The sequence below is a fragment of the Flavivirga jejuensis genome, from assembly GCF_030540765.1.
Classification (GTDB): Bacteria; Bacteroidota; Bacteroidia; order Flavobacteriales; family Flavobacteriaceae; genus Flavivirga; species Flavivirga jejuensis.
Genome location: NZ_JAUOEL010000008.1, coordinates 46855 through 65895 on the forward strand (window position 1 = coordinate 46855; position 19041 = coordinate 65895).

Consider the following 19041-nt stretch of genomic DNA (forward strand, 5'->3'; position numbering starts at 1 on the left):
TCGATTAATTTATATACTTTTGTTTAACATAAATTAAGTATTGATGAACAATATTCGAATTAACTTTAGTATTAAAGATTTAGAAAATCTTACTGGCATCAAAGCACATACTATACGTATTTGGGAAAAACGTTATAATTTATTAAACCCAAACAGAACAGATACTAATATTAGAAATTATAGTTTAACCAGTTTTCAAAAACTTTTAAACATATCATACTTAAATAATAACGGATTAAAAATCTCAAAAATTGCTAATCTTAAAGAAGAAGAAATCCTCATTAAAGTTAGAGAAATTGCTTCGAGAGGAAAAGTTGAAGATCACGCCATTAATGCGTTAAAAATGGCTATGATTAATTTTGACCAAGTATTATTTTACAATACTTATAATCATTTACTAGAAAATAAATCTTTCAGCGACATTTTCTATACCGTTTTTTTACCACTGTTAAATGAAATAGGTTTATTGTGGCAAACTAACACCATTACACCTGCACATGAACATTTCTTATCTATTCATGTTAAACAAAAAATACTCATAAATATTGAAAGGCTACAGATTTTAGAACCTAAACCCGCTTCCAAAACTTATGTTTTATTTTTACCTGATAATGAAATCCATGATATTGGACTTTTATTTATTAATTACCAATTAAGGAGTAAGGGGTATCATACTATTTTTCTTGGGGAAAGCGTACCTATGGGAAGTCTTACAGATTTATTAGAGTTCTTTGAAGACATTACTTTTGTATCATATTTTACAGTTTACCCCTCAGAACAAGATATCCCAGACTATATTAATCAGTTTAATGAGTTATTACTTAAGAAAGAAAATACAAAGCTCTTGTTATTGGGAAAAAAGCTAACAGATTTAAACATTCAAGACTTACCCGAAAAAATAAGTATCTTTAATTCTATTGAAAACTTAGTTAAAGAATTATAAATATTTTTATTTTGTTTAACTTTTAACTATATTTGTTAAACAATATGAAGTTATCTGTAAATATAATTGGTTCAGGATTCTCATCTTTGGCAGCTTCGTGCTACTTAGCTCAAGCTGGATACGATGTTACTGTTTTTGAAAAGAACAAAACCATTGGTGGTAGAGCCAGGCAATTAATTAAAGAAGGTTTTACTTTTGATATAGGACCAACATGGTATTGGATGCCAGATGTATTTGAGCGTTTTTTTTCAGATTTTAATAAGCATCCTCAAGACTATTATACCTTAGAAAAGTTAAATCCAGCTTATAGTGTCTATTTTGGAAAGGATGACTTTATAACCATAGAAGATACCATAGAAAAAATAGTTGCAACTTTTGAAAAAGAAGAATCAGGAAGCTCGAAAAAACTTAATAAATTTATAAAACAAGCAAAAAGCAATTATGATATTGCTATTAAAGATTTGGTCTATAATCCTGGGGTTTCACCTTTAGAATTAGTAACCCTTGCAACTATTAAAAAGTTTGATCAATTTTTTAGCAATATAAAAAGAGATGTTAGAAAAGAATTTAAGAGTGAGAAGCTTATTAAAATTCTTGAATTCCCTGTCTTATTTCTAGGCGCAAAACCAAGCGACACCCCTTCTTTTTATAGTTTTATGAATTATGCCGATTTTGGTTTAGGCACATTCCATCCAAAAAAAGGGATGTACCAAGTAATTCTAGCTATGGAAAATCTAGCAAAAGAATTAGGGGTTACCATTAAAACGAATGCTCCAATAGAAAAAATTGTTGTGAAAAATGGTGAAGCCAAAGGAGTTGTTTCTAATGGAGTAACATATACATCTAATATTGTTTTAAGTGGTGCAGATTACCATCATACCGAATCTCTTTTAGACAAACCACACAGGCAATACTCTGAAAATTATTGGAATAAAAAAACATTTGCACCTTCCTCTCTCCTATTTTATATTGGATTTGATAAAAAAATAGAAAATGTAAATCACCACACCTTATTTTTTGATGTAGATTTCGATAATCACGCCAAAGCGATTTATAATACCCCACAATGGCCAGAAAACCCATTATTCTATGCTAGTTTCCCAAGTAAAACGGATGATAGCTCTGCCCCAAAAGGAAAAGAAGCAGGGATATTTTTAATTCCCTTAGCTCCCGATTTAAATGACACTCAAGAACTTAGAGACACATATTTTAATAAAATTATACATCGTTTTGAAAAATTAACCTCTCAAAATGTAAAAAAACACATTATCTTTAAAGAAAGTTTTTGCATCAACGATTTTATTAATGACTACAATTCGTATAAAGGAAATGCATACGGAATGGCAAACACATTAACGCAAACAGCTTTTTTAAGACCAAAATTAAAAAGTAAAAAAGTAAAAAACTTGTTTTTTACTGGTCAATTAACCGTACCTGGCCCAGGAGTCCCCCCATCTTTAATATCAGGAAAATTAGTAGCAGACTTAATAACTAAACACCATTACTAATTATGAAATTATTATTTGATACAGTCTCCTATAATTGTAGCAAATTAGTCACAAAGACTTATAGTACATCCTTTTCTTTAGCAACAAAAATGCTATCTAAATCTATTAGAATGGACATTTACAACATCTATGGATTTGTTCGTTTTGCTGATGAGATTGTCGATTCTTTTCATGATTATAATAAAGAAAGTCTCTTTAATAAATTTTCAGACGATTTAGAACTTGCATTAAAAGATAAAATTAGTTTAAACCCAATACTCAACTCATTTCAATATACATTTCATAAATATAATTTAGACAAAAGCTTAGTAGATGCTTTTATGAAAAGCATGCGTTTAGATTTACATAAAACGGAGTACCTTAGCCAAGAAGAGTACGAAGCCTATATTTATGGGTCTGCAGATGTTGTAGGACTTATGTGTTTAAAAGTTTTTGTAAAAGGTAATCCTCAGAAATACAATGAGCTTAAAGATACAGCCATGTCGTTAGGTTCTGCTTTTCAAAAAGTGAATTTTTTAAGAGATTTAAAAGCCGATTTTGATGGTTTAAACAGAACCTATTTTCCGAAAACTGATTTAAATAATCTGGATGAAGCATCAAAACAAAATATTATAGATGATATTGAAATTGATTTTGCAAAAGGTTTAAGAGGGATAAAAAAGTTACCCATTGAAGCAAAATTCGGCGTTTTCATGGCTTACAGATACTATCGTCAACTACTTAAAAAACTAAAAAAAACACCAGCTCTTCAAATAAAAAACACACGAATACGTGTTTCTAACCCTAAAAAAATAGAACTTTTAATGCGCAGTTATATAAAATATCAATTAAATTTAATGTAATTTTAAAACATGCATACAGTATTTTGGATATTGATTTTTTTGGGCACTTATTCCTTTATGGAGTTTATGGCATGGTTTACACATAAATATGTGATGCATGGTTTTTTATGGTCTTTGCATAAAGACCATCACAAAAAAGATCATGATAGCTGGTTTGAACGTAACGATGCATTTTTCATTTTTTACGCAGTGGTTAGCATTGTTTTTTTCTTACTATGGAAACACACTAGCTTTTGGGCTGGTTTACCTATTGGATTAGGCATTTTCGCATATGGAGCCTCTTATTTTATGGTTCATGATATATTTATTCACCAACGTTTTAAATTATTTAGAAATGCCAATAATTGGTATGCCAAAGGTTTAAGACGGGCTCATAAAATGCACCATAAACACTTGGGTAAAAAAGATGGTGAATGTTTTGGGATGTTATTTGTACCCTTCAAATACTTCAAAAAATAACTGATGACTTATTTGTATCTGTTATTAAACTTGGGATCTTTATCTGTTCCATTTTTATTTAGTTTTCATCCTAAGCTAAAATTTTATAAGCGCTGGAAATCTCTATTTTTAGGAATCTTAATAAGCATGTCCATATTTATTCCTTGGGATATTATTTTTACTATAAATGGTATCTGGGGATTTAATGAAGATTATTTTTTAGGCTTCGAACTATTTTCTTTGCCTATAGAAGAGTGGCTTTTTTTTATATGCATTCCTTATGCCTGTACTTTTACACACTATGCATTATTGTATTATTTTCCAAATTTGAAATTGTCGCAAGGACTAACCAAAACAATTAGTTACTTACTCATATTGTTACTATTTATATTTACAATCTACAATCGTACTAAATGGTACACCTCTATAAATTTTGCGTTAGCTACTATATTAATTAGTATGGTGATTAAAAAGAATAGTCATTTATTAAGTCATTTCTATGTCACATTTTTAGTAATGCTTATTCCATTTTTTATAGTAAATGGGATATTAACAGGTAGTTTTATTACAAATGAAGTTGTTTGGTATAATAATTTAGAAAACTTGAATATTAGAATATTTACAATTCCAATTGAAGATATAGTGTATGCATTTACTCTTATTCTTTTGAATTTATTTGTAATGAATTATTTAGAGCTTAAAAAGAATCTTTCAACAAATCGTCTATAGTTTTTCTAACAGTATCGCTATTCCAATTGGCCGCTCCGTTTTTATCAATTACAATATGACCTTGTTTATCAATTAAAAAAGTTCGGGGAATACTTGTAACATCAAAAGGTTCTGGATATTTTGTAGCGGGGTTATACACCTTAAAAGTATACTTGTTTTTTTCTAGAAACTGATTGATTACTGCATGCTTTTCATTAGAAACAAAAACAAATGCAACCCTGTCTTTATAATCATTATAAAGTAATTGCATACTTGGCATTTCTGCAATACATGGCGGGCACCATGTGGCCCAAAAATTTACTAAAACAACTTGTCCTTTTGTGGCTTCAAAATTAGAAATAACGTTTTCATTATCTTTAAGTTTCCAATCATAATTTACTAAACTGGACTGTTTCGCATCCTTAATTATAGATGGACCAAAAAGAGCCAATCCCTTATGCAAAAAGACTTGTATGGGTTGACGCGTTTGGGGAATAATTAAAACGGCAATTAAAATTAAAAATATAATATTCTTTAAACTAAACGTTTTTCTTCTAAACATAGATATAAATGATAAGGCACAATTTCTAAGTCGAAACCGTGCCTTAAATCTAACAAAAATTTAAACGCTATGAGCTATCTAATGGCAAATCCACTAGGAAAAGAAGCAGAACTGTATTCAAGATCATGTGTTGCAGGAGCAACATCTTGACCAATTACACCTACTAAAGGCTTCAAAGTAAAAGGAGCAAGTGAATTATCTGGGTCTGGTTCTACAGAAATAACAGCCGTAAGCCCTCTTACATCTAATGGAAATGTAAACCCTGCTGGTTCATTATTAAAGAAATCTTCACCTGGTACTGGTGGGCCAGCATTATTTTCTGTTCCACTAAAGTCATTAGAGTCATCTACAGTCGTAAAACTAGTAAAAGTACCTGTTGTTAAAGGACCAACACTATTTACAACCCATCCTTCATATTTCCACCCTGCTGGTAATACAGGTAATCCTAAACCTGCAGTTGGAGCCCCCGTCATTTGTGGTGTTCCAAACCAAATACCATTCTCATCATTACCATTATTAGCACTACCAGCTACTTCGTCTGTTGGAGTTCTTAAAAAAGCGAGTCCCCATGAGTCTGTAAAATCACCTACTATAGCTGTACTAACAGAAGCTCGATCTCCTGAAAAATCACCTACTAAAATTTTTGTATCTGCAGGTGTTGCAGCTGCTGTTCCAGTTTCTCCTGCAGGCTCTATTGATAATACAAATGTTGTTGCATTTTCTAATTGAGTCGCATCTACTGTAAAAGATTGTGGAAATGTAACAGAAGTAAATGTTCCTGTTGAAACAGGATCTCCATCTACAATTATCCAGCCTTCATAAACAAAATCGTCACCTAAGGCTTCCAAACCATCTAATTCTAAACTTAAATTAGCTGTAGATGGTGCATTATCGTCATCATTACTACAAGAACTAGCTAATAATCCTATTGTTAATACTGCTATAAACATTTTTTTAATCATCATATTTTATTTTAAAGTTTTAATACTTCAAAGGTATAGTACGCTGATTTTATAAAATGTTAGCCATCTAACATTAAGCAATATTTTTATGAATTCTTATTTCTTTTCTGGTAAATTGAATTACGTTTTCTTCCTTTAATTCGTTTAAAAGTATGTTTAACGTAGGTCTTGAAGTACCAATTAAAGAAGCAATATCTTTTTGTGTATAAGGGTGATGTATCACTTTATCTCCCGTTTTTTCACAATCGTATCCGTAGTCTGCGCATAACTCATCTAAAAATTCGACAAGACGTGTTTTGGCATCTTTAAATAATAACAACTGTAATCGTCTTTCTAATTTTTTCAATTTGAAACCAATTACTTTATAAATTTTAAAACTGAAGGTTTGATTATTTCGCATTAAATCATGCATAGTTTCTACTCCTATGGGACAGATACTTGTTTTATTATCGACTGATTGGGCAAACTCTTCTCGTTTAGATTCTCCAAGAATAGCTGTTTCTCCAAATAACTCGCCTCGTGTTAAAATAGCTTTGACAACCTCGTTTCCTTCTTCACTGTAATAACCAATTTTGACTTTGCCTTTTTCTATAAGATATACTTTGTTTGCAGAATCTTCTTCAAAATAAATATAATCTTTCTTTTTGTAGGCATCAAAATCATGACTGGTTTTATAAGCTTTAAATTTGTGGGGACAAAGCACCTTGAAAAGATTGACATCATCAAAAAACCAAAGTGATTTCATAATTTATTGTTTTTGTTAGTTCAATTTACAGTCGAAAAACGCTAACAAAGCTTACAAAAAAGACATAAAAAAACCTCCCAATCAGGAGGTCTTGTATCAATTTATTATTTAAAGTAATCTATAAATAATTTGAATTATATGCTATTCTTCTTCGTCTGATGTTGTATTGCTTTCTTCTACGTCTGAATCTGAAAAATTCAGCATATCATGTTTTTGCAATAAATTATACCATTGGATCACTTTTTTAATATCACTTGCATAAACCCTATCTTCGTCATAATCTGGTAGCACATTAAAGAAATATTCTTCCAAAATATCTCTACTATCTTTAGGCTTTACAGATGATTGTTCTCCGTTTTCTTTTTTCTTAATATTTTCAAAAACTTGCTTTAATGGCACTTCTTCTGTTAAAGTATAAATCGCTATTTCGCTTAAAATACTAACGTTATTTTGTGCACTTACAGATATACGCTTGTTGTCCATTAATGATTCGGCAACAAAACCAGCTCGTGTTTGTGTTATTAACTTATACAATCCTGGCTTTCCACCTATTGATAATACTTTATCTAAACTCATAATTAATTCTTAAATGGGGCACAAATATCAATTGTTTATTGTTTGCTTGCAAATATTATCGTTTCTTTTTTTGATCAGGAAAACGCATTCTATAATCAACTTGAATCTTCCCTTTAGAAATATTGGTTAATCTGCCTTTTATTAAACGTTTTTTTAAGCTTGAAAGCTTATCTGTAAATAAAACACCTTCTATATGATCGTATTCATGTTGAATAACTCTGGCTATTAGTCCTTCAAAGGTTTCAGTATGCGATTTAAAATTTTCATCAACATACTCAATAGTTATTTTTGGTTGCCTAAAAACATCTTCTCTAACATCTGGAATACTTAAGCACCCTTCATTAAAAGCCCATGCATCACCTTCTTCTTTGGTTATTTTGGCATTAATAAAAACACGTTTAAAACCTTTTAATGTATTTTGTTCTTCATCAGTCAAATCTTCATCTTCAGAAAAAGGTGTCGTATCAACCAAAAATAATCTAATAGGTAATCCTATTTGGGGAGCAGCTAAACCAACTCCACAGGCATTATACATGGTTTCAAACATATTATCCAAAAGATCATTAAAATTTGGATACTCTTTTGTAATCTCTTTTCCTTTTTTCTTTAAGACGGGATCACCGTAGGCTACTATTGGTAAAATCATTATTTATTTGCTATTAGTACAACAAAAATAGTAATACTATAATTTATTAATGGTATTTATATAAAATTTCTTGTTTCATCATTTACATTACTTAGTATCTGGTCGTAGATAGACTGTTTTTATAATTTGGATTTTTTTTATGTCATTTTTAGTTATTTTTCATGAATTGGCATCTTAGTACCAATCGATTAAAAACAAATAAAAAGGGTGTAAAAAGAAACAAATTTAATAGTGCTGTGTTTCCGACCAGACACTACTTAGAATACAAATAACTCTGTAAAATAAGAGTGGCACTAATTTCGTCTATAAGCGCTTTATTTTTTCGCTGGTTCTTTTTTAATCCACTATCAATCATGGTTTGAAATGCCATTTTAGAAGTGAATCGCTCATCGACTCTTACAATCGGGATATTTGGAAATTCTTTTTTTAATTTATCTATAAACGGAAGAATATGAATTTCACTTTCCGAAACGGTATTATTCATTTGCTTTGGCTCTCCAACTAAAAATAATTCTACCTGTTCTTTAGTCGTGTAATCTTTTAAAAATTTTAAAAGTTCTTTGGTATTAACTGTAGTGAGTCCAGATGCTATAATTTGCAATTCATCTGTTACAGCGATACCTGTTCTTTTAGTACCATAATCTATTGCTAAAATGCGAGCCATATATTTATTTTGCACAAAAATAGTTTAATAAAAACAAAAAAGACTATCTTTTCAGATAGCCTTCTTTTAGGTATTTAACTTCACTAATATTTAAATCTTATAATTAAACTTTAATAATTTTATTCATTTTAGGAAATAACAATTTAATATTTTCAACATTTCTTATTCTATTAAAATATAATCTAATATCGCTAGTACTGCGTGCAATGGATTCTTTTAACTCGGTAGCATCAATTAACAATACGTCATTTTCTTTTACTGTTTCTACTAAATTGTTAGTTGTTGCCGTAACAGTTTCATTATTTACAGAAACTAAAATAACTTTATTAGGTGCTTTCTTAGTAATCTCTGTAGTGCTTTGTGCATTTCCAAAAGAAAAAGAAAGTAATAAAATTAATAGTATGTAAATATTTGCTTTCATGAGTTGTTACTGTTTGATGTTTCAAATATATATCTAGAACAGACCTCAAACACAATAAATTAGTTATAAGCCAACGTATTTTCGATTAGTAGTGGAGCTACAGATTTTTATCGACAAACAGATAAAAAGTGTATTTAACAAGACAAAATACAGTAAAAATGTATTTCATCGATATATCTTTTCCTTCAAAGAGAAAACAAGTACTTACTTTTATTAAATCTTGTGCAAATCGTCAAAAATTTAGCACCTCTATATTTGATATAATAACATTTTCGTTCTATTTTTAAAATGATACCTATTATATTTGCCAAAAAATTAGATAGCAATGACAGAATTACAACAAATCATAGAAAATGCTTGGGAGAACAGAGATCTTTTAAAAGAAGAAACAACAACTTCGGCTATAAGAAGCGTTATAGACTTATTAGATAAAGGAACATTGAGAGTAGCAGAGCCGATTACAGATGGTTGGCAAGTTAACGAATGGGTAAAAAAAGCAGTGGTATTATATTTTCCAATTCAGAAAATGGAAACTATTGAAGTTGGTCCGTTAGAATTTCATGATAAAATTCCTTTAAAACGTGATTACGCAGAAAAAGGAATTCGAGTGGTTCCTCATGCAGTTGCAAGGCATGGTGCTTATCTTTCTAGAGGCACTATTTTAATGCCAAGTTATGTAAACATTGGCGCATATGTAGATGAAGGCACTATGGTTGATACTTGGGCTACAGTTGGTAGCTGTGCTCAAATAGGTAAAAATGTACACTTATCTGGTGGTGTTGGTATTGGCGGTGTTTTAGAACCTTTGCAAGCGGCTCCAGTAATTATAGAAGATAATGCTTTTATAGGATCGAGATGTATTGTTGTTGAAGGTGTGCGTGTTGAAACAGAGGCTGTTTTAGGTGCAGGTGTTACTTTAACAATGAGCACAAAAATTATTGATGTAACTGGTGATGAACCTGTTGAATATAAAGGTAGGGTTCCTGCCCGTTCTGTAGTTATACCTGGTAGTTATGCTAAGGAATTCCCTTCTGGAAGTTATAATGTTCCTTGTGCTTTAATTATTGGAAAACGTAAAGAGAGTACTAACAAAAAAACGTCGCTAAACGATGCTTTAAGAGAGCATGATGTAGCTGTTTAAGTTGAAAATACTTGTTATACAACAACAAATGATTGGCGATGTGCTTACAAGCAGTATTCTGTTTGAAGCACTTCGTTTAAAATACCCAAAAGCTCAATTAGACTATTTAATAAACGAGCATACTTTTCCCGTAGTAAAAAACAATCCGTTTATTGATAATTTCATTTTTTTCACTAAAGAAATTGATTCCAGTAAAAAAACACTTTATAAGTTTGCTAAAACTATTAAACGCAAAAAGCATGATATCATAATAGATGTCTATTCAAAATTCTCTAGCAGTTTTATCACTTTATTATCGGGAGCAAAAACAAAAATTTCCAAAAGGAAATGGTATACTTCTTTTATTTACTCTCACACTTTTAAGGAAGCCAAAATTCCTAAAACAAATGCAGGTTTAGCTATTGAAAACAGGCTTCAATTCCTTGAACCGCTTGGAATTAATGCTAGTGAAATTTACAAACCAAAAATATTTTTAACTGATTCTGAAATAACTAAAGGCAAAAAATTGCTTGAGGATAAAGGAATTGATCTTTCTAAGCCTTTATTTATGATCGCTGTTTTAGGAAGTCATGCTAACAAAACCTATCCGTTAGAGAACATGGCCAAAGTTATAGACAATGTAGTAAATGAAACAAATGGTCAGGTTTTGTTTAATTACATTCCCAATCAGGAAACTGATGCTAAAAATATTTTTGATCTTTGTAATTCGACTTCTAAAGAGCACATATTTTTTGATGTTTTTGGAAATAGCCTTAGAGAGTTCTTAACGCTTACATACCATTGCAATGCACTTATTGGAAATGAAGGCGGGGCTACCAATATGGCAAAAGCTTTAGACAAACCAACATTTACTATTTTCTCCACCTGGATTAATAAAGATTCCTGGAATATGTTCGATAATGAAACAACCAACATCTCGGTACACTTAAAAGATTATAAACCTAATTTATATTCAGAAGTTACTCATTTAAAAGAACTTAAACAAGATGCTAAAAAGTTGTATTCTGAATTTACTCAGGATCTTTTCGAAGATCAACTAAAAAAGTTCTTAAAGCAATTTTAATTACGATTGTATAATACCAAAGTCTGTCCACACCTTTTTTTCACTGGCTGTAACGGCCCTAATTCCTTTATTTTTAGCAATAGACTCAGGTGTTTTATATCCTCTTGGATGGTCTAAGTGCAAACACACAGCACTATACCTTATTTGCTTTGATCTAATTCCTGAATTAAACAAACGCTCTCCTAATTCTCTGTCTTGACCACCATATTGCATACGCTCATCAAACCCATTTATTGCTTCTATATCTTCTTTCCAACCAGATGCATTATGCCCGTTCCAGCTTGCATTTGTTGGTGTTATAGCATTTAATACTTTAGACTTAAAGCCACTTGCCGTAAGTTTATTATTCTTAAATGAAGATTTTAACCCTTTACCCTTTAACCATTTAACATCAAAACAACTTTGATCAAGAATATTTTCTTTAGTAATTTCGTTTGAAATATTCATGGGTAGCATAAAATATCCTCCAGAAAGAAAATATCCCTTTTCTTTCCTATCTGCATGAATTTCCACAAAATCCTTTCGTGCAATACAATCACCATCGCTCATAAGAATGTAATCACTATTACAAGCTTTAATGCCTTTATTTAATATTTGAGATTTTTGAAATCCTTTATCCTCGTGCCATACATGAATAATTGGAAATGTAACGAGGGCTTTCATAGTATCAATCAGGTCAAATGTTGGTTGTTTAGAGCCATCATCTGCTATTATCACTTCGAAGTTTCTAAAAGTTTGAGCCTCGTAACTCCAAAGAACTTTTTCTAACCATAAAGGTTGATTATAAGTCGAAATAATTATAGAAACTTCAATGTTTTTCATGAGGCAAAAATAACTATTTTTACCGAAATTATTTTAACATACAAATGATTAAATTATCTGGAGTAATTATTACTTATAATGAAGAGGAACATTTAGAAAAATGTCTAAAATCTTTAGTTGGTGTTGTAGATGAAATTGTCGTTGTTGATTCTTTTTCAACAGACAAAACTCAAAAAATATGTGAAGCATATAACGTCGTTTTTATCCAAAATAAATTTGAAGGTTATATTGAGCAAAAAAACTACGCCCTTTCTCGTGCTAAACATGATTATATTTTATCTCTAGATGGTGATGAGGCACTTTCAGATACGCTTAAACAATCTATTTTAAAGACAAAAGAGAATTGGGCATTTGATGGCTATTATTGCAATCGATTAAATAATTACTGTGGCCAATGGATTAAGCATTCAGATTGGTATCCAGACAGGAAGTTAAGATTGTTTAAAAAAGGAAATGGTGAATGGAAAGGTATAAATCCACACGATAGATACACATTAAAAAAAGGACTAAAAGCTGGAAAGCTTAAAGGTGATTTATTGCATTGGATTTATAGAGATTATAGTGAACATATTTTGAAAGTTGAAAACTTTTCTAGCATTGCTGCTCAAGCTTATTTCGACTTGGGGAAAAAATCTTCTCTTTGGAAAATACTATTTAACCCAACCTGGGCTTTTTTTAAAGCTTATTTTTTAAGATTAGGCTTTTTAGATGGCTTAAATGGTTTGGTTATTTGCGTACAAACCTTTAACGTTACTTTTTTGAAGTATATTAAACTTTATAGGCTTCAAAAAAAGAAGTAATCACTTTTTTTTCCAAAACTTTAGTTTCTTTTTAAGGCGCCTTTTACGATGGTATCTATTTTGAAAATCCTCAGTAAACTTCCACATTAAATTAAAAATAGCATCATAGTTTTCTCCTGAACATTTTGCATATTCATCACTCATAACTTCTACCATAGATTTATGAATCGTCAATTTGGAAAAATTCTTAATCCTAGTTTCAAAATCTAAGTTTTTAAACTCCATGCGGTTTAAATCAACTAAAAAGAAATCATAACCAGTGTCTGTTTTCTTTATCAAAGTATTTCCTGGTGAATGATCTAGAAAATGAATGCCTTTTTCATGTAAATAAAAAGTGAATCGAGTAAAAGCTCTAAGTATGTTTTCGTAATCTGGATAATTAAAGTCTGTCGTTAACTCTCTATAAGTTAAATCGCAATCTAATTGTTCGCTTATATAATAGCTTTTCTTAAATAAAAAAGGGGTTTTATACTCATAAAAAGCAATAGGTTCTGGTGTACCAACCTGTAATGCTTTAAGTTTCTTAGCATATTCATAAGAACGCTGTGCTTTACTTTTTCTTAAAAAACGATAAGCTACTTGGTTTACAATATTAGGAATTCTAAAGGACTTAACATTAACAGTCTTATTTTCTAATTGAAATAACTTTAAAGAATTTCTCTCTTGATTACCAAAATCCTTTCCTTTAGTATCAAAGTTCTCAATCATATCATCAAGCACTAATTTATTGCTTTGAAATGGCTCATTGATCTCTAAATGCTTCATAGGGCAATATTACAATTACTTTTTATCTTTTTAAATAATTGCATCGATATATTATTGCAATTTATTATTTTGCCAAAAAGAATATATGAAGACCATTTTTTTAGAATCTCACAACATCAAAAACCAGTATTTCGGTTTTGGTCAGTTCAATTATCATTTAATAAAAGGACTTTTTAATGCCAATGTAACAGATTTTAAAATGACACTCCACGCAAAGGACACACAACCATTAAAATCTGAATACAACTCATATTTTAACTACAAAAAATACCTTTCCTTAAGAAGACATGCTCCGTTTCAAATTAGAAAAAAATACGATTTATGGCATTGTCTTAATCAAAATATTAAAATTGAACCTTATCATAACATCCCATATCTTTTAACGGTTCACGATGTTAATTTTATTGAAGAAAACTCTAGTGACATGTCTCATGATCGTAATGTGCTGTTTCAAAAAAAACTAAACAGAAGCCATGCCATTACATATATATCAAATTACGCAAAAACGTCTACGCACAAGCACTTTAAAATCCCAGATGTTCCCGAATATGTAATTTATAACGGGAACCCTATTTTAGATATTAAGATTCCACAAAACTATAAACCAAAACAAATAGTGAAACAGCCTTTTTTGTTTAGTATTGGTGAGTTTACCGAGCGCAAAAATTTTCATGCCCTAGTTAAAATGCTAGAATTTATGCCTGAATACGATCTAGTACTTTCAGGAAATAATAATACCGCTTATGCAAATGACACACTACAAAAAACAATAAAACAATTAGGCTTACAAGATCGCATATTAATTACTGGTAAAATATCCGAATTAGATAAACAATACTATTTACAAAATTGTGAGGCTTTTGTTTTCCCGTCATTACGAGAAGGCTTTGGTATTCCACCAATCGAAGCTATGCGTTTTGGTAAACCTACATTTTTATCTAATAATACCTCGCTTCCCGAAATTGGAGGAAAACATGCTTTTTATTGGGATCATTATGATCCTAAATACATGGCAGAAGTTTTAGAAAATGGCTTAAATACTTTCAATAAAAATAAAGACACCTTATCACAAAACTATATAAATCATGCTAAAAGTTTTAACTGGGATACTGCAGCATTAGAATATATAAAAGTTTATAGAGACCTACTAGTTGGCAAATAATATATCATCTGATTTTCCTGCATCTTTTAATGTATTTATATAAGACAAAAACATGTCACTATCATTCATAATATTAAAACATTTGGATCTATCATTCATAAATCTCGCAGTATTATAATGAGGGAGTATTAAACTAAAAAAGTCCTCATTACTAGTGCATGATACATTTTCTAAATGATGAGGTACATATTCAATATATAAGAACCTGCTTGCTTTTAGTACACTTGTCATACCCTGTAAAGCATAATATTCTGCCCCTTCAATATCCATGATTATACCCTGAGCCTCATTTAAATTATTAGTTTTTGAATGTTCATCAATAGCGACCATATCAACCTCAATAGTATCAGGATCATCATAAACATACATCTGTTTATCAATTTTAGGCTTTATTTTACTACCGCCTGAATTAATGATACTTGTATAAAATTTCATTTTTTTAGAAGCATCCCCTGCTGCATTATTAAATAATAAAACATTACTTATTTTATTAATTAATAAATTGGTTTCTAAAAAAAAAAACGTTTTTGGATTCGCTTCATACCCTACAACTTTTTCACAATATTTAGAAAGCGGTATAAGTAAAGTACCCCAATGTACTCCAACTATATAAATGGTATCCGTTGGCTTTATATAATCTTTTATGGTATTAATCTCAGACATATTATACTCCCCTTTGGAGCCAAGTTTTTTACCTACCATAAGGTCTTCTATAGGTGCAGCAATATTTCCATTCTTCGTTTCATATAACACTCCAATAGCATATTCACCTAGAATTTTTTTCCTTAAAAAAGATTTTAACTTTAAAAACATGTACTTTAGTTTCTTCCCCATTTATATTTTTTGATTAGTTTTGGCTAAAATATAAAAATTAATTTATAAACAACTGATAACTAACATTTTACGTAAAAAACTTACAATATGGTATTTAAAATACTCACAATCGTTCTACTTTTGCCTCCAGCAATACACTTTACATTAAAATTTATAAAACATAAATCGCTATACCCTTTTATGCCCTTTAAATATAATTTTAGAAGGCGAAGAATAACATTTGCTAAAACATTAAAATTACTTGACGAAAGGCATGTTAAAATGATTATTGAAACTGGTACTTCGAGAGAAGGATTAAAAAATACTAAAGGAGATGGGGCAGCAACGTTTGTTTTTGGCAAATGGGCGCAACAAAATAATGCCAAAATGCATTCTGTTGATATAAATGAAGACTCTGTAAAAGGGGCTCAAAATGAAATCAATAAACAAAACTTAAACGATACAATAACGGTACATTTAAGTGATTCTTTAGAATTTCTTAAAACGTTTGAAAACACTGTGGACTTCTTATACTTAGATAGTTATGACTATTCGAAAACAGATGTCGATATTCAAATTAAAAGCCAAGAACATCATCTTAAAGAATTTAAACTTATTGAAAATAAATTACATGATAATTCCATAGTATTAATAGATGATTGTGGATTACCAGGTGGTGGAAAAGGGAAAACAGTCGTAGAATACATGCTAAAAAAAGACTGGAAAGTTTTGATTGATGCGTATCAAATTCTACTAGTAAAAAAATGAAACGTTTATAAGTGCAAACTGAAATAAAGAATACCTTAGAAATACTAAAAAGAGGAGGGCTTATACTCTACCCTACAGATACCGTTTGGGGCATTGGTTGTGATGCAACAAACCCAGAAGCTGTAAAAAAAATTTATAAACTAAAACAACGTGAAGACAGTAAAGCGTTAATATGTTTAGTGGCAGACGATAGAATGCTAAAAAAGTATATAAAAAGAATCCCTGAAGGGGCTTTAAATATCATTGATATTTCTGAAAAGCCTACAACAATTATTTATGATGATGCTCAAAATTTAGCCACAAACTTAATTGCTGATGATGGCACCATAGCTATTAGAATACCAGATGATGAATTCTGTTATCAACTCTCAAGAAAACTTAACACAGCTATAGTTTCAACATCAGCGAATATAAGCGGACAACCAACCCCAAAATCATTCAAAGAAATTACTCCAGAGGTTTTAAAAGGTGTAGACTATGTTGTAAATTTGCATCGCGAAAAAACCTGTAATAAACCATCTTCAATTATTAAATTGAGCAACAGTGGTATTGTTAAGATTATAAGAGTGTAAAATTAGCCACGAATTCACGAATATTGATGTCTAACATTATTTATAAAGACGAGAGCATCAATATGGTTGGAGTACTATTCGAAGTTTATAACAATTTAGGCAGTGGTTTTTTAGAAATTTATTAGACCACAAAAGAATCGTATTATAAAATATTCGTGAATTCGTGGCAACAAAAAAAATGAACTACAAAAAAGCATTACAACATCCCGTTTTCAAAATTATATCTCAATCTGCTAAAGAATTACATTTAGACAGTTACGTTATTGGTGGTTTTGTACGTGATTTTATATTAAAACGAGGCAGTGCAAAAGATATAGACATTGTAGCTGTTGGTGATGGTATTAAACTAGCCAGACAAGTTGCAAAAAACCTTCCAAACAAACCCAAGGTACAGGTTTTTAAGACCTATGGTACAGCCATGCTTAAATACGATGATATTGAAATTGAATTTGTTGGAGCTCGTAAAGAATCTTATAATGAAAACAGTAGAAACCCCATTGTAGAAAATGGCTCTTTAGAAGACGACCAAAACCGTCGTGATTTTACGATAAATGCCTTGGCCTTAAATTTAAATACATCAAATTTTGGTGAGTTACTAGATCCTTTTGATGGTATTAAAGATTTAGAAAAACAAATTATTCGCACGCCTTTAGCACCAGATATTACATACAGTGATGACCCGCTACGCATGATGCGTGCCATACGTTTTGCTTCTCAATTAAATTTTACGATAGAAAATGAATCATTACATGCTATTAGTAAAAATAGCCATCGCATTAAAATCATAACAAAAGAACGTATTGTAACAGAATTAAATAAAATTCTTGAAAGCAAAAAACCCTCTATTGGATTTCTTTTACTGGAAAAAACGGGGTTATTAAATTATATAATGCCAGAGCTTACAGCATTAAAAGGTATAGATGAAGTTGAAGGACAACGCCATAAAGATAATTTTTATCATACTTTAGAGGTTGTTGATAACATCGCAAAAAACACCGATAACCTATGGCTACGCTGGGCTGCTTTATTACATGATATTGGTAAAGCTCCAACAAAAAAGTTTAGCAAAAAAGTGGGTTGGACATTTCATAGCCATGAATTTGAAGGGTCTAAAATGGTATATCACTTATTTAAAAGACTGAAAATGCCTTTAAATGAGAAAATGAAATTTGTACAGAAAATGGTATTTATGAGTTCGCGCCCTATTGTGTTAGCACAAGATATTGTAACAGATGCTGCTGTACGTCGTTTGGTTTTTGATGCTGGCGATTATGTTGACGATTTAATGACGCTTTGTGAAGCAGATATTACTACCAAAAACCCAAAAAAGTTCAATAAATATCATAACAACTTTAAAATAGTTCGAGAAAAAATTATTGAAGTCGAAGCACGCGACCATGTTAGAAATTTTCAACCACCAATTTCTGGAGAAGATATTATGACCACGTTTAATATAAAACCATCACGTGAAATTGGTTTAATAAAAGATAGTATAAAAGAAGCCATTTTAGAAGGTGAGATTCCTAACGAATACGAAGCAGCATACCAACTAATGATAAAAGAAGGCAAGCGACTAGGACTAAAAAACGACGCTTTGGAATGATTAAATTAATTAGGACAAATTCTAACAATAACGACTTTATCAATTTAGTTAAATTATTAAACGACTATTTGAAAATAACAGATGGAGATGATCATGAATTTTATAATCAATATAACAATATCGATGTCTTAAAAAACATAGTAGTCGCCTATATCGATAACACTCCTGTTGGCTGTGGTGCTTTTAAAAAATACGCCGAAAATACAGTTGAGATTAAGCGCATGTTTACACTTCCTGAAACCAGAGGAAAAGGAATTGCTTCTAAAATTCTAAAAGAGTTGGAAGACTGGTCTAAAGAATTAAACTTTGAAGCATGTATATTAGAAACAGGAAAGAGACAAATTGAAGCTGTTCAATTTTATAAAAAAAATGACTATTTAATAACACCAAATTACGGACAGTATAAAAATGCAACTAATAGTATTTGTTTTAAAAAAATTATAAACCAAACACAATAGTCGTTTCGACCCCTTCATATTTGCGTAATACAAGCTAAAACCGAAAGCAAATCACGTTA

General features: G+C 30.5%; 23 protein-coding genes. 13 read left to right on the top strand and 10 right to left on the bottom strand.

The window, feature by feature from the left end; genetic code table 11:
* The first annotated feature begins 43 nt into the window (after positions 1–43).
* The 5 genes from Q4Q40_RS19570 to Q4Q40_RS19590 are packed head-to-tail and all read left to right on the top strand — an operon-like array spanning position 44 to position 4460.
* Positions 44–943 carry a MerR family transcriptional regulator gene (locus Q4Q40_RS19570; protein ID WP_303303695.1) on the top strand — a complete coding sequence of 300 codons (900 nt, stop codon included), beginning with the start codon at positions 44–46 and terminating at the stop codon, positions 941–943.
* Between the two features lie 44 nt (positions 944–987).
* Entirely contained in the window at positions 988–2451 is a 1464-nt protein-coding gene (crtID, locus tag Q4Q40_RS19575; protein WP_303303696.1) for a bifunctional phytoene desaturase/3,4-desaturase, read from the top strand.
* 2 nt (positions 2452–2453) lie between these two features.
* Positions 2454–3293: a phytoene/squalene synthase family protein gene (locus tag Q4Q40_RS19580; protein WP_303303697.1), complete on the top strand. Its 840-nt coding sequence runs from the start codon at positions 2454–2456 to the stop codon at positions 3291–3293.
* 9 nt (positions 3294–3302) lie between these two features.
* Positions 3303–3752, top strand: a complete 450-nt coding sequence (locus tag Q4Q40_RS19585) for a sterol desaturase family protein (protein WP_303303698.1) — start codon at positions 3303–3305, stop codon at positions 3750–3752.
* 3 nt (positions 3753–3755) lie between these two features.
* Entirely contained in the window at positions 3756–4460 is a 705-nt protein-coding gene (locus Q4Q40_RS19590; RefSeq protein ID WP_303303700.1) for a lycopene cyclase domain-containing protein, read from the top strand.
* On the opposite strand, the gene Q4Q40_RS19595 is transcribed toward Q4Q40_RS19590, so the two are convergent.
* The 7 genes from Q4Q40_RS19595 to Q4Q40_RS19625 form a co-directional block, all read right to left on the bottom strand.
* The gene (locus tag Q4Q40_RS19595) at positions 4429–5001 is read right to left on the bottom strand and encodes a TlpA family protein disulfide reductase (protein ID WP_303303701.1); all 573 of its coding nucleotides are present in this window, start codon (positions 4999–5001) and stop codon (positions 4429–4431) included. The genes Q4Q40_RS19590 and Q4Q40_RS19595 overlap by 32 nt on opposite strands.
* Before the next feature lie 74 nt (positions 5002–5075).
* Positions 5076–5966: an anti-sigma factor gene (locus Q4Q40_RS19600; RefSeq protein ID WP_345027129.1), complete on the bottom strand. Its 891-nt coding sequence runs from the start codon at positions 5964–5966 to the stop codon at positions 5076–5078.
* 70 nt (positions 5967–6036) lie between these two features.
* A complete protein-coding gene (locus tag Q4Q40_RS19605; RefSeq protein WP_303303702.1) occupies positions 6037–6708 on the bottom strand; it encodes a Crp/Fnr family transcriptional regulator in 672 nt (223 codons plus the stop codon).
* Positions 6709–6849: 141 nt separating this feature from the next.
* Entirely contained in the window at positions 6850–7284 is a 435-nt protein-coding gene (locus Q4Q40_RS19610) for a DUF5606 family protein (protein WP_303303703.1), read from the bottom strand.
* Between the two features lie 55 nt (positions 7285–7339).
* Positions 7340–7930 carry a peptide deformylase gene (def, locus tag Q4Q40_RS19615; RefSeq protein ID WP_303303704.1) on the bottom strand — a complete coding sequence of 197 codons (591 nt, stop codon included), beginning with the start codon at positions 7928–7930 and terminating at the stop codon, positions 7340–7342.
* A 253-nt stretch (positions 7931–8183) separates the two neighbouring features.
* Entirely contained in the window at positions 8184–8594 is a 411-nt protein-coding gene (gene ruvX, locus Q4Q40_RS19620; protein WP_303303706.1) for a Holliday junction resolvase RuvX, read from the bottom strand.
* A gap of 103 nt (positions 8595–8697) precedes the next feature.
* Positions 8698–9015, bottom strand: a complete 318-nt coding sequence (locus tag Q4Q40_RS19625; RefSeq protein WP_303303707.1) for a hypothetical protein — start codon at positions 9013–9015, stop codon at positions 8698–8700.
* Between the two features lie 325 nt (positions 9016–9340).
* Here Q4Q40_RS19625 and Q4Q40_RS19630 point away from each other — a divergent pair, with 325 nt between their 5' ends.
* Positions 9341–10156 carry a 2,3,4,5-tetrahydropyridine-2,6-dicarboxylate N-succinyltransferase gene (locus tag Q4Q40_RS19630; RefSeq protein WP_303303708.1) on the top strand — a complete coding sequence of 272 codons (816 nt, stop codon included), beginning with the start codon at positions 9341–9343 and terminating at the stop codon, positions 10154–10156.
* Position 10157: 1 nt separating this feature from the next.
* Complete coding sequence (locus Q4Q40_RS19635; RefSeq protein WP_303303710.1) at positions 10158–11219, top strand: glycosyltransferase family 9 protein; 1062 nt, start codon at positions 10158–10160, stop codon at positions 11217–11219.
* Here Q4Q40_RS19635 and Q4Q40_RS19640 read toward each other — a convergent pair whose 3' ends face one another.
* The gene (locus Q4Q40_RS19640; RefSeq protein ID WP_303303711.1) at positions 11220–12041 is read right to left on the bottom strand and encodes a glycosyltransferase family 2 protein; all 822 of its coding nucleotides are present in this window, start codon (positions 12039–12041) and stop codon (positions 11220–11222) included.
* Between the two features lie 44 nt (positions 12042–12085).
* Here Q4Q40_RS19640 and Q4Q40_RS19645 point away from each other — a divergent pair, with 44 nt between their 5' ends.
* Positions 12086–12841: a glycosyltransferase family 2 protein gene (locus Q4Q40_RS19645; protein ID WP_303303712.1), complete on the top strand. Its 756-nt coding sequence runs from the start codon at positions 12086–12088 to the stop codon at positions 12839–12841.
* On the opposite strand, the gene Q4Q40_RS19650 is transcribed toward Q4Q40_RS19645, so the two are convergent.
* Positions 12842–13606, bottom strand: a complete 765-nt coding sequence (locus Q4Q40_RS19650; protein WP_303303714.1) for a Kdo domain containing protein — start codon at positions 13604–13606, stop codon at positions 12842–12844.
* A gap of 85 nt (positions 13607–13691) precedes the next feature.
* On the opposite strand from Q4Q40_RS19650, the gene Q4Q40_RS19655 reads away from it, so the two are divergent.
* On the top strand, positions 13692–14768 hold the full coding sequence (locus Q4Q40_RS19655; protein WP_303303716.1) for a glycosyltransferase family 4 protein: 1077 nt from the start codon (positions 13692–13694) through the stop codon (positions 14766–14768).
* Here the strand turns inward: Q4Q40_RS19655 and Q4Q40_RS19660 are convergent.
* Positions 14754–15602: an FkbM family methyltransferase gene (locus Q4Q40_RS19660; RefSeq protein ID WP_303303717.1), complete on the bottom strand. Its 849-nt coding sequence runs from the start codon at positions 15600–15602 to the stop codon at positions 14754–14756. The genes Q4Q40_RS19655 and Q4Q40_RS19660 overlap by 15 nt on opposite strands.
* Before the next feature lie 180 nt (positions 15603–15782).
* Between Q4Q40_RS19660 and Q4Q40_RS19665 the strand changes: the two genes are divergently transcribed.
* The 4 genes from Q4Q40_RS19665 (at position 15783) to Q4Q40_RS19680 (ending at position 18982) form a co-directional block, all read left to right on the top strand.
* The gene (locus tag Q4Q40_RS19665) at positions 15783–16349 is read left to right on the top strand and encodes a class I SAM-dependent methyltransferase (RefSeq protein WP_303303718.1); all 567 of its coding nucleotides are present in this window, start codon (positions 15783–15785) and stop codon (positions 16347–16349) included.
* A gap of 11 nt (positions 16350–16360) precedes the next feature.
* Positions 16361–16921, top strand: a complete 561-nt coding sequence (locus Q4Q40_RS19670) for an L-threonylcarbamoyladenylate synthase (RefSeq protein ID WP_303303719.1) — start codon at positions 16361–16363, stop codon at positions 16919–16921.
* A gap of 178 nt (positions 16922–17099) precedes the next feature.
* Positions 17100–18524, top strand: coding sequence for a CCA tRNA nucleotidyltransferase (locus tag Q4Q40_RS19675; RefSeq protein ID WP_303303720.1), 1425 nt, complete (start codon positions 17100–17102; stop codon positions 18522–18524).
* The gene (locus Q4Q40_RS19680; protein WP_303303721.1) at positions 18521–18982 is read left to right on the top strand and encodes a GNAT family N-acetyltransferase; all 462 of its coding nucleotides are present in this window, start codon (positions 18521–18523) and stop codon (positions 18980–18982) included. Before Q4Q40_RS19675 ends, Q4Q40_RS19680 begins: the two co-directional genes overlap by 4 nt.
* Positions 18983–19041 lie beyond the last annotated feature (59 nt).